The following is a 12,553-nucleotide window of genomic DNA, read 5'->3' as shown; positions in this document are numbered from 1 at the left end:
GGACGGGTACTCATCCCGCGAGCCGAAGGGAGCGGGCATGCCTCAGTCGTGGAGCGGCAAGCGCGAACGCCAGTACGAGCACATCAAGGACTCGGCCGAGGACCGCGGGGCGAGCACGAAACGGGCCAAGGAGATCGCGGCCCGGACGGTGAACAAGAACCGCGCGCAGTCGGGTGAGTCCCGGCAGGCCAGCAAGTCTTCGCTCGACGACAAGTCGCCGCAGCAGCGCGGCGGCGAACGCTCCGGCAACCGGAAGGGACCGGGCGGGCCGACGAAGGCCCAGCTCTACAACGAAGCGAAGAAACGCGGCATCGACGGCCGCTCGACGATGACCAAGAAGGAACTCGAACGGGCCCTGGGCCGGTGACGAAACCCGAAACCCCTGATCACGAAGTATCCGCTTTCCCCCAGATGGGTAGTACCTCCCGCATGGAAGAAACTCGAAGCGACAGCTCGTTCGGCGGCAAGCCGACCGTCGACGAGCTCCTCGACGAACTCGTCGAGCTGCGGCTCCCCGCGATGGCGGAGCAGATCCCCCTGGTCCGGATGCTCACGCACGGCGTGGTGTCGCGCGCGGACTTCGGGCTGGACGCCATCGCCGACGCCAAGATGGCCGTCGACGAGGCGTGCGCGCAGCTCGTCCAGCTGGCCGAACTCGGCTCGCAGCTGCAGTGCCGCTTCCGGCTCGCGCCGGACGGGCTGCACGTCATCGTCTCCACCCGCTCGACCGACCCGCGGCCGCCGAGCGACCGCACGTTCGGCTGGCACGTCCTGACCACCCTCAGCCGGTCGGTCACCGCGCACTGCGACGTCCTGCCGGGTGGTGGCGCGGGCATCGTCACGATCGAGCTGGTGCTGAACCCGGGAACGAGCGCGTGAGCAGCGAGCGCAAAGCCCTCCTCCACCGCCCGGACGAATACGCCCACTGCGAACCGCTGTTCGAGGAGCTGGGCGAGCTCGACGCCGACGACCCGCGCCGGGAGGTCGTGCGGAGCACCCTCGTGACGGAGCTGCTGCCGCTGGCCGAGCACATCGCGACCCGGTTCTCCGGCCGCGGCGAGCCGCGGGAGGACCTGGTCCAGGTGGCGCGGATCGGCCTGATCAACGCCGTCGACCGGTTCGACCCCACCCGCGGCCACGACTTCCTGTCCTTCGCCGTGCCGACGATCATGGGCGAGGTCCGGCGGCACTTCCGGGACACCGGCTGGTCCGTCCGGGTCCCGCGGCGGCTCAAGGAGCTGCACCTGTCGCTGAGCCAGGGCTCGGCGGTGCTGTCGCAGCGCCTCGGCCGCGCCCCGACGCCGACCGAGCTGGCCGAGCACCTGAGCCTGGACGTCGACGAGGTCCGCGAAGGGCTCCTCGCCGGCAACGCCTACCAGGCGCTGTCGGTCGACAAGCCGGTCCACGACGACGCCGAGGCGCTGTCGCTGGCCGACACCATGGGGGAACCGGACCACGAGATGGCCATGGTCGAGAACCACGAGGCCCTCCAGCCCCTGCTGCAGGAACTGCCGAAGCGCGAGCGCGCGATCCTGGTGATGCGGTTCTTCGGCGGGCTGACGCAGACCCAGATCGCCGACCGGGTCGGGATTTCCCAGATGCACGTCTCCCGGCTGCTGTCGCAGACGCTGGAGCAGCTGCGCGGGAAGCTCACCGGGGACGGCTAGGAGGCGGCCCGGAGGCCGCCTCCCGCTCCGGCGCCCCTCAGCGGAGCCAGCCGGGACGGCCGCCCTTGCGCAACCGCCGCCACTGTCCCGCGAACGTCTCCCGCAGCTCCGCCGCCCGGCCGCTGTCCTGGGCGTGCAGCACTCCGAAGACGAACGTGTTCTGCCCTTCGCCGTGCCCGGCGACGGCGAGGTGGCGCAGGACGTCCCGGCCGACCACGGTGTCCTGGTGCGCGCCCAGGGTTTCCTGGACGGCCTTGACGTTCTTGCGCCACTTCCCCAGCTTCTTCCCGTACACCGGCTTCACGGCGTCGGCGGCGTAGCGGGCCTGCTTCGCCTTCTTGCGGACGGCGTGCAGCGCCGTCCCGAGTTCGTCGCCCGAAAGGCCGTCAGCCGCCGCTTCGGCGCGGTTCAGCTTCTCGGCCACCTTCCGCAGCGGCCGGCGAAGGCCGGCCTTCGCGGGCTTGCGCGCCTTCGCGGTCAGCGGCGGTTCCGCCAGCAGGGCGTCCAGCGCACGCAGCAGCTCCAGGTAGCGCTTGCCGGTCAACGCCGCCATCGTGCGGGTCCGGCCCTCCTCGGCTTCGCGGGCGAACTGCCGCGTGAGGAACTGGCGGACCGGCCCGAACACCAGCTCCGAGGGCACGCCGTCGAGCTGCTCGCGCAGCCGCTCCTCGGTGACCTCGGTGTCCCGCGCCGGCGCCAGCTGCCCGCCGAGCCACTTGAGCTCGGCCACGAGCGACGCCGTCGCCTTCTTGTCGACGACTGACCCGAACGTGCGAAGCGTGCTCCGCAGCTTCCGGATGGCGACGCGCATCTGGTGCACGGAGTCGTCGACGTCCAGCCGCACGCCGACGTCCGCCCGGCGCAACCGGCCGTGGTGCTCGCGCAGGGACGCCAGCACGATGTCACCCGCCGACGGCTTCTTGCCGGTGCGCGGCGGTGCCGGCAGCCGGTCGCCGAGCAGGCGGCGCAGCTTCGACGGCCACGGCGCCGCCGTCACCCCGGCCTTCCGCAGCGCGCGGTCGAACTCGCCGAGCCGGGAAGGGTCCGTCCCGGGGTCCAGCTCCAGCTCCAGTTCGCGCCACTCGTCGAGCCGCGCGGTCGCGCCGCCGGCCTCCCCGGTCACGTGGTCGTCGGTGAGGGTGGCGATGGTGTGCCCGCCGGCGTCGGCGAGCCGGTGGGCGAACCGGTCGGTGCGCAGGTGCGCGGCCGGTACCAGCTTCTCCCCCAGCGTGTAGGCCCGCACCAGGCGCCGCAGCCGGCCGGGCACCTTCAGGGGGTCGCCGCCCAGCGGGATCCGGATCTCCGCACGCTCGTCGGCGGACACCGGCAGCTTGAGGTGCCAGCCGGCGTCGGGCCCGCCGACGCGCCGCCGCAGGGTGATGCCGCCGCGGGCCAGCCGGTAGCCGGCCGTGTCGTAGTAGGACGCGTCGAGCACGTGCTCCACCGGGTCGTCCTGGGTGGCGACGCCGCCGACGCCCACCAGGCGCGGGACGCCGCTGCCCGCGACGATTTCGTACTTGCGTTCGCGTTCGGGCACCGGTGCCGGCGCGGCCATGGTCGTCCTCCTCGGGATCCGGGTTTCCCCGGTGGGTACCCGGCCGCCTCGCCCCCGACACGGGATTCGGCGCTCCGGCAGCGGGTATCCCTGCGGAAACCTTTGTCCGGACCAGGAGAGTGCATGAACGGCAGCCCGCCCGCAACCGACCTGACGACCGTCCTCGACGGCGACCACCGCGAACTCGACCGGCTCTGCACCGAGCTCGAACTCGGCCAGGGCAGCCCGGAGAACCGCCGGGACCTCGCCGATCACCTGATCGCGGCGGTGGTCCGGCACGCCGTCGCCGAGGAGCCGTTCCTCGACGTCGACGCTGACGGTGACGGCGACGGCGACCTCGCCGAAGCGGACCGCCTGATGCGGCAGCTGGAGGGCACCGGGCCGCAGGAAACCCGGTTCGAGCGCCTGCTGGGCGGGCTGATCCGCGCCGTCCGGCGGCACGTCCGCGAGGAGGGGCCCGCGGCCGTGCGGAAGATCGGGCGCACCTGTTCCCCCGGCCGGCAGGCCGAGCTGGGCCGGGAGGTGCTCGAAGCCAGGGAGGCCGCGGCGACCGTGCCGCACCCGGACCTGGCCGACCGGATGCCGCAGGCCGACCAGCTCTGGCCGGGCCCGGGGTTCGTCGACCGGGCCCGCGCCGCCCTGAACCCGCCGGCATCGGGTTGAATGGGAGGTCGGCCACCCCCGACGGAAGGCAGCGAGGACGGATGAGCGTCGGCGAAGAAGAATGGGCCCGGGAGCGGGCCTGGTTCGGGCAGGACGGTGAATTCGAGCCGGGCCCCCTGGCGCGGCAGTTCACCGACCTGACGCGGACGCTGCTCGACGCGACACCCACCGTCGGCGGGGTCCTCAAGCTGGTCGTCGGGGCCGCCGCGGCCCTCGTCCCGGACGCCGACCTGGTCAGCGTCACCCTGCGTGACGCCGACGGCACGTACCACACCCCGATCGAGACCGACCCGGTCGCCGAACAGCTCGACCAGGTGCAGTACGACCACCGCGAAGGCCCGTGCGTCGAATCGGCCCGGCCGGACGGCCCGGCCGTCGGCTGGTCCCAGGACCTCGGGCGCGACCCGCGCTGGCCGGCGTTCGGCCCGGCCGCCGCCCGGCACGGCTACCACTCGGTGCTGGCCACCGCGCTGGTCCCGGACGCCCGTCCGCCGCGGCTTTCGGGCGCGCTCAACATCTATTCGCGCACCCCGGGCGCATTCGGCGGCCCGGCGATCGACATCGCGCTGCTGCTGGCGACGCACGCGTCGCTGGCGCTCGCCCACACCCGGGCCGTGGTTTCGGCCGAACTGGAGTCGGAGCACCTGCGCCGGGCGGTCGACAGCCGCGACGTCATCGGGCAGGCGAAGGGCATCTTGATGCAGCGCCGCGGCATCACCGCCGACGAGGCCTTCGACGTGCTGCGCCGCGCGTCCCAGGACCTCAACGTCAAACTCGCCGACCTGGCGCGGACGCTGGCCACGCGGCACACCGAAGTCGACCTGCCCGCCTCCGAAGCCTGACCGAGCGCGATAGAGGGCGGCACATCCGGCGCCGGATGTGCCGCCCTCGAGCGCGCTACGGCCTGCTGAGGGCCTACTGAGCCGTGTATGGGGACCGGTTCTCCAGCGACGGGCCGGCGGCCGGGTAGCGGCCGTCCTGCCCCGGCACCGGGGTGACCGTGGTGCCCTGCTCCGGCTGCACCGCCGGCCGGGGGCCGCGCTGGACGACCGCCTCGACCTCCTGCTCACCGCGGATGCGCGCCAGGACACCGAGGGTGATCGCGTGGGCCAAGGCGAGGATCAGCAGCAGCACGCCGATCCGCCCGACCACGCCGGGCAGGTCGCTGCTGCCCATGTCGATGGTCGAGATCAGGGCCAGCACACCCAGCGTGGCGAGGTGGAACAGGACCGTGACCAGGCGCGTCATCGACGCGCCCGCCGCCGGATCGCCGTAGGAGTTCTCCAGGTACCGGCGGCCGCTGCGGTAGATGATCTGCCCGTCTATCAGGACCAGCGCGATACCGATCGCGAGGAACGACAGATACGCGTTCGTGGTCATGCGGACGCTCCTTCCCGGGGGACCTTGCCGGAGGAATACCCGGCAGGTCGCGCAGGGAAACGCCGCCGTCACGCGGTGAAGGTGCCCGGGTCCGGTCCGGTGCGGCGGCCTTCGTCCAGCCGGGCGATCGCCGCCATGTCCTCGTCGTCGAGCGTGAAGCCGAACACGTCGAGGTTCTCCCGCATCCGCCGCGGCGACACCGACCGGGGAAACACGATGGTCCCGAGCTGGACGTGCCAGCGCAGCACCACTTGCGCGGTGGTCCGCCCGTGCTTCTCCGCCAGGCCGGCGAGCACGCGGTCGCCGAGGACTCCGCCACGGGCGAGCGGGCTCCACGCTTCGGTGGCGATGCCGTGCGCGCGGTGGTACTCGCGCAGGCCGGCCTGCTGCAACGCCGGGTGCAGCTCGATCTGGTTCACCGCGGGCACGGTGTCACTTTCCGCGGCGAGGCGGTCGAGGTGCGCCGGCTGGAAGTTCGAGACGCCGATGGCGCGGACCTTGCCCGCCCGCAGGAGGTCGTCGAACCCCAGCCAGGTCCGGACGTAGGTGTCCCGGGCCGGCTGCGGCCAGTGGATCAGGTAGAGGTCGACGTGGCCGAACCCGAACCGGCGCAGGCTGCCTTCCAGCGCGGTGATCGCGTTGTCGTGGCCGTGCGCGTCGTTCGCCAGCTTCGTCGTGACGAACACGTCTTCGCGGGACAAGCCCGATTCGGCGATCGCGGCGCCCACGGCGGCTTCGTTGCGGTACAGCTGCGCGGTGTCGATGTGGCGGTAGCCCGCCTCCAGCGCCGCTCGCACCGCCCGGGTGGTCTCTTCGGGCGGGATTTCGGCCACGCCGAAGCCGAACTGCGGGATGCGCACGCCGTTGTTCAGCTCCACGGCGGGAACGCCGGCGGTGGTGGTCGTCATGCGGGCGGCGTACCCGGGGCCGGCCGGACGCGAAACGCGGCGGGGCGGGATCCACCCGCCCCGCCGCCGGATCTCACCCGGTCCGGGTCACTGCCCCGGGCGGGCCACGTCGCCGCGCCAGCCGCCGGTCTCGCGGCCGCGCTGCTCGATGAACTCCTTGAACCGCTTGAGATCGCCCTTCACCCGCCGGTCGAGGACGCCGAGCTTGTCGGCGACGTTCTCGGCGAAGCCCTCCGGGTCGATGTCCATCTGGGCCGTCACCCGGGTGTGCGCGTCGTCGAGCCGGTGGAAGGTGATGACGCCGGCGTGGTCCGGACCGGAGTCCGACGTCCAGGCGACCCGCTCGTCGGGGTGCTGTTCGGTGATCGTCGCGTCGAATTCGCGCGTCACGCCACCGAACCGCGTCACCCAGTGGGTGTGGGTGGCGTCGAGCTGGCGGATCTCTTCGACGCCTTCCATGAACTGCGGGAATTCCTCGAACTGCGTCCACTGGTTGTAGGCGGTGGAAACGGGGACTTCCACGTCCACGATTTCGGTGATCGTGCTCATGCACTCCTCCTCGTCGGTGTGGGCACGATTCGGCTACCCGGTGCCACGGCGGCCAAACCCGGCGCGGTTGATCCCGTCCGCCCCCGGGTACCCGCCGGCCAGGCAAGGAGGTGTTCCGTGATCGAAGAAGTGAACAAGAAGCCGGCGGCCGAGCGCTCGGTCGGCGAACTGGTCACCGACCTGACCGACGAGGTCAAGCGGCTGGTCCGGGACGAGATGCGGCTCGCGGTGTTCGAACTGCAGCGCAAGGGCAAGAAGATGGGCCTGGGCGCCGGGTTGTTCGGCGCGGCGGGCCTGTTCGCGTTCCTCGGGGCCGGCACGCTGGTCGCGGCGGCCGTGCTGGCGCTCGCGCTGGCGGTGCCCGGCTGGCTGGCGGCGGTGCTCGTCGCGGTCGCGCTGTTCCTGGTCGCCGGGATCGCGGCGCTGGTCGGCAAGAAGGAAGTGACGCAGGGGGTGCCGCCGGTGCCGGAAGAAGCGATCACCGGCGTCCGCGAAGACGTCGACACGGTGAAGCAGGGAGTGCGGACATGAGCGAGGACTTCCCCAAGAACGCCGAGGAGGCGCGGCTCGACCGGGACACGACCCGGGAAGAGCTCACCGAAACCCTGGCCGCGCTCGGGCAGAAGCTCGACGTCAAGGCCAGGGTCAAGGAGAACGTCGACGAAAAGCTCGACCAGGCGACCGCGAAGGTCGCCGGCGTGACGAACGAACCGACCGCGGTCAAGTTCCGCCAGGGCGCCGACGCCGTGCGTGCGAACCCGGTGCCGGTGTTCGCCGGGGTGCTCGGCCTGCTGATCCTGATCCGCCTGATCCTGCGCCGGAGGAATTCGTGACCAAGACGCTGTACAAGCCGTTGAGCTGGGTGGTGGGCGCGATGGGTGGCATCCTCGCCGGCCAGGTGTTCAAGCAGGTGTGGAAACGGGTGGCCGGCGAAGAAGACGCCCCCGACGCCACCGACCGCGACTACACCTGGCGTCAGGTGGTCATCGCGGCGGCGGTGCAGGGGGCGATCTTCGGTGCCGTCAAGGCCGCCACCGAGCGGGCCGGAGCCGCCGGTTACCGCAAGGCCACCGGCGACTGGCCCGGCGACGACTGACCACAGTGGACGTCTCGGAGGACGACTCCGACGGCTCGGCGGCCGGCGGTCACACCGTCCCGCCGAGCCCGGGGCCCATGCCGACGAGCGCGGCCCCGACACCGGGGTGGATCGTCAGCACCAGGTCGGCCCCGGTGGCCTCGAGCGACCGGGTGACCGCGTGGCCGCCGAGCACGACGGCGAGTTCGGTGCGGGCGTTCGCCTCCAGCAGCGACCGGACACCGGCGCAGCTGAGGAAGGACACCCGGGTCAGGTCGGCGACCAGCCGTTCGCCGGTGGCGAGCGCTTCGTCCAGGATGCCGACCGTGGCGGCGTCGATGTCGCCCACCAGGGTCAGGACGCGGATGCCGCCCGGGCGCTCGGTGGTGGTGACGGTCAGGCCGGAGGGTTCGTAGATCGTGCGGAAGTCGTGCATGGCGCTCCCTATTTCAGTGGTGCAGGGGCGCTGACCGGAGCACGTGTCTGAACAACAGCCAACACCACTGACCGTACGCCCCTGAGCGGTGAGGTCAACCCCGGGCGTTTCCCGGCTCCGACCTCGGGTAATCCGTTCGGGACGGAAATCCGGCCCCGGAAGGAGATCCATGCGTGCCGTGATCGTGGGCGGCGGTTTCGCCGGCTACCACGCCGCGAAGACCCTGCGGAAAGAGGCGGGGGAAGACGTCGAAATCGTCGTGCTGAACCCGACCGATTATTTCCTCTACCTGCCGTTGCTGCCCGAAGTGGCGGCCGGGATCCTCGACCCCCGGCGGGTCACCGTCTCGATCCCCGACACCCTGCCCGGCGTCCGCCTGGTGCTGGGGTCCGCGACCGGCGTGGACTTCGCCGGCCGGAGCGTCACCTACACCGACCCGGAGGACCGGGAGCACCGGATCGGGTACGACCGGCTGGTGCTGGCCGCGGGCAGCGTCAACAAGCTGCTGCCGATCCCGGGCGTCCCGGAGCACGCGCACGGCTTCCGCGGTGTGCCGGAGGCGCTGTACCTGCGCGATCACATCACGCGGCAGATCGAACTGGCCGCCGCGGCCGAGGACCCGGCCGAGCGCGACGCCCGCTGCACGTTCGTGGTGGTCGGCGCCGGCTACACCGGCACGAAGGTGGCCGCGCAGGGTCCCGCGTTCACCGCGGCGCTCGCCCGGCGCCACCCCGAGCTGGCCGGGCAGCGGGTCCGCTGGCTGCTGCTCGACGTCGCCGAGCGGCTGCTGCCCGAACTCGACGAGCGCCTCGCCCGGACCGCCGACGAAGTCCTGCGCTCCCGCGGCGTCGAAGTGCTCATGAAGACTTCCGTGGACCATGCCGACGCCAAGGGCGTCACCCTCACCAACGGCGACGCCGTGCCGTCCCGCACCCTCGTGTGGTGCGTCGGCGTGCGGCCGGACCCGCTGGTGGCGGAGCTCGGGCTCGAGACCGCGAAGGGCAGGCTGGTGGTCACCGCGCAGCTGAACGTGCCGGGCCACGACGACGTGTTCGCCTGCGGCGACGCGGCCGCGGTGCCCGATCTCACCCGCCCGGGCCAGTACACGGCGATGACCGCGCAGCACGCCGAGCGGCAGGGCAAGCTCGCCGGCCGCAACGTGGCGGCGTCCCTGGGCCACGGCCGGCCCGGCACCTACCGCCACCACGACCTCGGCTTCGTCGTCGACCTCGGGGCCGGCGCCGCCGCGGCCAACCCGCTGCACGTGCCCCTGTCGGGCCGGCCGGCGAAGGCCGTGACGCGCGGTTACCACCTGATGGCGATGCCCGGCAACCGGGTCCGCACGGCCGCCGACTGGGTCCTCGAGGCCTTAACCGGCCGCCAGACCGTCCAATTGGGACTCGTCCGGTCCGGCGCGGTGCCGCTCGACACCGACGCCCCCGAACTCCCCCGCCGCTGACCTCCCAGGAGAACTCATGGCTGCCGCAACCGACCCCGTCCGTTCCGAAGGCCCGTCCGTGGTGACCGCGGGCGACGCATCGGGCCCGAAGGTGATCGTGCTCGACCCGGCGGGCGCCGCCAACCACGACGAGCTACCGGCGACCTGGCGCCCGCTGACGGACGAGCGGGCGGTCTTCTGGTGCCGCGTGCCCGCGGGCGGCGCCCTCACCGAGGCGGACGACGTCCTCGGCGACGCCAGTCCGGGCGACCCGGACATCGCCGTCGTGGCCGGCGGCCCGGTCGCGGCGGAGGCTTTGCAGCTGGTGGAGCGGCACCCGGGCGCGGCGGGGCACCTGCTGCTGGTCGACCCGGCGTCGGACGCGTTCCTCCCGTCGGGCGACGCCGCGGCGGCCAACGACGCCTGGCTGGCCGAGCACGACGACGTGGTCTCGAAGCTGCGCAAGGCGGGCACGGAGGTCCGGGTGGTGGCGTCGAGCGGCGAGCGCCCGGACGACCGGGTACCGCCGCCGCTGCCCCTGGGCCACCCGGACGTCGTCACGGCGGTGCGATCGGCCCTCGGCCTGGGCTAGCGGCCAGCTCCACGAACGCCCGCACCAGCGGGGACACCGGCCCCGCCCGCCAGGCCAGGCCCAGGTCGATCCGCGGAACCGGAGCCCCCAGCCGCCGCAGCACCACCCCGCGGCGGCGCAGGGCCCGGGCGCGATGCTCCGGGACCGCCGCGATCCCCGCGCCTTCGGCGACCGCGCGCATCAGCTGCTCGTCCTCCGGTTCCTCGCGGACGATCGGGGGCAGCCCGCCCGGCCAGACCTGGCCGCTGATCGCGTCGTACTGGCCGGGGCCGTTCTCCCGGGGCCAGAACACCACCGGCTCGGCGGCGATCCACGACCGCCGCACGCGGCCGCGGTGGCGGGCGAGCGGGTGGGCCGAGGGCAGGGCGAGCAGGACCTCCTCGGAGCCGACCACCGCGACCTCGATGCCCGGGGCCGTCACCGGGGGCCGCACGAACCCCGCGTCGATCTCGCCCGCCGCCAGGCGGGCCAGGTTCAGGCTCGTCCAGCCCGTCTCCAGGGCGAGTTCGACACCCGGGTGCCGCTCCCGGTAGGCCGCGACGAGGTCGCCGGCCAGCGGGCCCGGTGCCGAGCGCGTGTAGGCGATGCGCAGGCGGCCGGCGTCACCCCGGCCGGCCGCGGCGACCGCGCCGCGGGCCCGTTCCAGGTGGGCGAGCAGGTCACGCGCCTCCGCCGCCGCGACGCGGCCGGCCTCGGTCAACGCGAAGCGCGGGCCCGTCCGGTCGAGCAGGGCGACGCCGAGTTCCGCTTCGAAGGCGCGGATCTGCTGGCTCAGCGACGGCTGCGACACGAACAGGCGGGCGGCCGCCTTCGTGAAGTGCAGTTCCTCGGCGAGCACGGCGAAGTAGTGCCATCGGCGCAGGTCCACGCAGCAATTATAGGGCTTGCCTATGACTTCATCGGGACGAGGTCTTGGACTGGCCGGTCCGCCCGCTGCTGTCCTGGAGCGGTGACCACGACCAGCGCGCCCCTGACCCGCACCGACCGGAAGCTGCTCGCCGTCGCCGCCGCGGCGGACCGGCGGCTCGCCGCTCCGATGGCCGGCTTCGTCGACCTCGCCGGCGTCCGGGAGGCCGTCGAAGACCTGACGAAGGCGTTCGCGCCCCTCGGCCGCGTGCAGCACACCGTCGCCGCCAAGGCGTGCGGCCTCGCGCCCCTGCTGCGGTTCCTCGCCGATCTCGGGGTCGACGCGGAGGTGGCGAGCCCGGGCGAGACAGCGGTCGCGGAAGCCGCCGGCCTCCGCGGCCCGCGGCTGGTGCTCGACTCCCCCGCCAAGACCACCGCCGAGCTCGCCCACGCCCTCGCCGAGGGCACGGCGGTCAACGCCGACAACTTCCAGGAGCTCGCCCGGCTCGACGCGCTCGTCGGCGCGACCCCGCCGCGGTCCGTGCTGGGCGTGCGGATCAACCCGCAGGTCGGGGCGGGCCGGATCGGCGACACCAGCACCGCCACCGCGGCGTCGAAGTTCGGCATCCCGGTGCGGGACAACGGAAACCGCGGCCTGCTGCTGGAGGCGTTCGCGTGCCGGCCGTGGCTGACGCGGCTGCACGTCCACGTCGGCTCGCAGGGCTGCCCGCCGGAGCTGATGGCCGAGGGCGTCGCCGCGGTCCACGAACTCGCCGAGGAGATCAACGCCGAGGCCGGGTACCGGCAGGTCACCAGCCTCGACCTCGGCGGCGGGCTGCCGGTCGACTTCACCTCCGACGAGCCGCGCCCGGCCTACGCGGACTACGTCGCGACGCTGCTGGCGCGGGTCCCGTCCCTCGCCGACGGCCGCTACGCGTTCGTCACCGAGTTCGGCCGGTCCCTGCTGGCGAAGAGCGGCTTCCTCGTCAGCGCGGTGGAGTACACGAAGGTCGCCGGTGGCCGGCACATCGCGGTGACGCACGCGGGCGCCCAGGTGGCCGCCCGCACGGTGCTCCAGCCGGCGCACTGGCCGCTGCGGCTCGGCGCGTTCGACGCCGCCGGCGCCCCGAAGACCGGCCCCGAGGTGCCGCAGGACATCGCCGGGCCGCTGTGCTTCGCCGGCGACCTCCTCGCCCGCGAACGGCCGCTGCCGCTGCTGGAACCGGGCGACTTCGTCGTGGCCCACGACACCGGCGCGTACTACTTCGGCGCGCACTACGCGTACAACACGCTGCCGCGCCCGGCGGTGTACGGCTTCACCGTGTCGCCGCGCGGCGGCGTCGAGTTCACGCCGCTGCGTCGCGCGCAGACCCTGGCCGAGCTGGTCGCCGACGCGGGCGGCGAATTCGTCGGAGCACTCCCCCGGCCGTGATCACCGGCGTAG

Annotated in this window: 17 protein-coding genes; 11 read left to right on the top strand and 6 right to left on the bottom strand. The window is 73.3% G+C overall.

The genetic code is table 11. The features are described from left to right. The first annotated feature begins 37 nt into the window (after window positions 1-37). From ABZW17_RS33090 to ABZW17_RS33080, 3 genes are all read left to right on the top strand, one after another. Window positions 38-367, top strand: coding sequence for a plasmid stabilization protein (locus tag ABZW17_RS33090; RefSeq protein WP_354822975.1), 330 nt, complete (start codon window positions 38-40; stop codon window positions 365-367). A gap of 62 nt (window positions 368-429) precedes the next feature. Beyond that, window positions 430-879, top strand: a complete 450-nt coding sequence (locus tag ABZW17_RS33085) for an anti-sigma factor (RefSeq protein WP_091310939.1) — start codon at window positions 430-432, stop codon at window positions 877-879. Next, window positions 876-1,667: a SigB/SigF/SigG family RNA polymerase sigma factor gene (locus ABZW17_RS33080; RefSeq protein ID WP_354822973.1), complete on the top strand. Its 792-nt coding sequence runs from the start codon at window positions 876-878 to the stop codon at window positions 1,665-1,667. The genes ABZW17_RS33085 and ABZW17_RS33080 overlap by 4 nt, the downstream gene beginning before the upstream one ends. Before the next feature lie 37 nt (window positions 1,668-1,704). Here ABZW17_RS33080 and ABZW17_RS33075 read toward each other — a convergent pair whose 3' ends face one another. Further along, on the bottom strand, window positions 1,705-3,222 hold the full coding sequence (locus ABZW17_RS33075; RefSeq protein WP_354822971.1) for a CYTH and CHAD domain-containing protein: 1,518 nt from the start codon (window positions 3,220-3,222) through the stop codon (window positions 1,705-1,707). Window positions 3,223-3,345: 123 nt separating this feature from the next. Here ABZW17_RS33075 and ABZW17_RS33070 point away from each other — a divergent pair, with 123 nt between their 5' ends. Together ABZW17_RS33070 and ABZW17_RS33065 are read left to right on the top strand one after the other, a co-directional pair. Further along, the gene (locus ABZW17_RS33070) at window positions 3,346-3,885 is read left to right on the top strand and encodes a hemerythrin domain-containing protein (RefSeq protein ID WP_354822969.1); all 540 of its coding nucleotides are present in this window, start codon (window positions 3,346-3,348) and stop codon (window positions 3,883-3,885) included. 41 nt (window positions 3,886-3,926) lie between these two features. Beyond that, on the top strand, window positions 3,927-4,727 hold the full coding sequence (locus tag ABZW17_RS33065; RefSeq protein ID WP_354822967.1) for a GAF and ANTAR domain-containing protein: 801 nt from the start codon (window positions 3,927-3,929) through the stop codon (window positions 4,725-4,727). A 73-nt stretch (window positions 4,728-4,800) separates the two neighbouring features. On the opposite strand, the gene ABZW17_RS33060 is transcribed toward ABZW17_RS33065, so the two are convergent. From ABZW17_RS33060 to ABZW17_RS33050, 3 genes are all read right to left on the bottom strand, one after another. After that, window positions 4,801-5,265, bottom strand: coding sequence for a hypothetical protein (locus ABZW17_RS33060; protein ID WP_354822965.1), 465 nt, complete (start codon window positions 5,263-5,265; stop codon window positions 4,801-4,803). A 68-nt stretch (window positions 5,266-5,333) separates the two neighbouring features. Further along, window positions 5,334-6,173, bottom strand: a complete 840-nt coding sequence (locus tag ABZW17_RS33055; RefSeq protein ID WP_354822963.1) for an aldo/keto reductase — start codon at window positions 6,171-6,173, stop codon at window positions 5,334-5,336. Between the two features lie 87 nt (window positions 6,174-6,260). Continuing rightward, entirely contained in the window at window positions 6,261-6,722 is a 462-nt protein-coding gene (locus ABZW17_RS33050; protein WP_354822961.1) for an SRPBCC family protein, read from the bottom strand. A gap of 117 nt (window positions 6,723-6,839) precedes the next feature. On the opposite strand from ABZW17_RS33050, the gene ABZW17_RS33045 reads away from it, so the two are divergent. The 3 genes from ABZW17_RS33045 to ABZW17_RS33035 are packed head-to-tail and all read left to right on the top strand — an operon-like array spanning window position 6,840 to window position 7,818. Next, complete coding sequence (locus ABZW17_RS33045; protein WP_354822959.1) at window positions 6,840-7,253, top strand: phage holin family protein; 414 nt, start codon at window positions 6,840-6,842, stop codon at window positions 7,251-7,253. Next, window positions 7,250-7,555: a DUF3618 domain-containing protein gene (locus ABZW17_RS33040; RefSeq protein ID WP_354822957.1), complete on the top strand. Its 306-nt coding sequence runs from the start codon at window positions 7,250-7,252 to the stop codon at window positions 7,553-7,555. The genes ABZW17_RS33045 and ABZW17_RS33040 overlap by 4 nt, the downstream gene beginning before the upstream one ends. Beyond that, on the top strand, window positions 7,552-7,818 hold the full coding sequence (locus ABZW17_RS33035; RefSeq protein ID WP_354822955.1) for a DUF4235 domain-containing protein: 267 nt from the start codon (window positions 7,552-7,554) through the stop codon (window positions 7,816-7,818). Before ABZW17_RS33040 ends, ABZW17_RS33035 begins: the two co-directional genes overlap by 4 nt. Window positions 7,819-7,867: 49 nt before the next feature. Here the strand turns inward: ABZW17_RS33035 and ABZW17_RS33030 are convergent, their stop codons facing one another. Next, complete coding sequence (locus ABZW17_RS33030) at window positions 7,868-8,233, bottom strand: STAS domain-containing protein (protein WP_354822953.1); 366 nt, start codon at window positions 8,231-8,233, stop codon at window positions 7,868-7,870. Between the two features lie 169 nt (window positions 8,234-8,402). On the opposite strand from ABZW17_RS33030, the gene ABZW17_RS33025 reads away from it, so the two are divergent. Continuing rightward, window positions 8,403-9,692 carry an NAD(P)/FAD-dependent oxidoreductase gene (locus ABZW17_RS33025; RefSeq protein ID WP_354822951.1) on the top strand — a complete coding sequence of 430 codons (1,290 nt, stop codon included), beginning with the start codon at window positions 8,403-8,405 and terminating at the stop codon, window positions 9,690-9,692. Window positions 9,693-9,708: 16 nt separating this feature from the next. Next, window positions 9,709-10,263 carry a hypothetical protein gene (locus tag ABZW17_RS33020; protein WP_354822949.1) on the top strand — a complete coding sequence of 185 codons (555 nt, stop codon included), beginning with the start codon at window positions 9,709-9,711 and terminating at the stop codon, window positions 10,261-10,263. Here ABZW17_RS33020 and ABZW17_RS33015 read toward each other — a convergent pair. Continuing rightward, window positions 10,229-11,131, bottom strand: coding sequence for a LysR family transcriptional regulator (locus ABZW17_RS33015; RefSeq protein ID WP_354822947.1), 903 nt, complete (start codon window positions 11,129-11,131; stop codon window positions 10,229-10,231). The genes ABZW17_RS33020 and ABZW17_RS33015 overlap by 35 nt on opposite strands. A gap of 81 nt (window positions 11,132-11,212) precedes the next feature. Here ABZW17_RS33015 and ABZW17_RS33010 point away from each other — a divergent pair, with 81 nt between their 5' ends. Then, window positions 11,213-12,541 (top strand): diaminopimelate decarboxylase, encoded by a 1,329-nt coding sequence (locus ABZW17_RS33010; protein WP_354822945.1) that lies wholly within the window; start codon window positions 11,213-11,215, stop codon window positions 12,539-12,541. Window positions 12,542-12,553 lie beyond the last annotated feature (12 nt).

Origin of the sequence: Amycolatopsis sp. NPDC004625 (assembly GCF_040609695.1) — a bacterium.
GTDB lineage: Bacteria > Actinomycetota > Actinomycetes > Mycobacteriales > Pseudonocardiaceae > Amycolatopsis.
The sequence above is the reverse complement of the archived record's forward strand: the minus strand, read 5'-3'. Positions and strand labels throughout refer to the sequence as shown.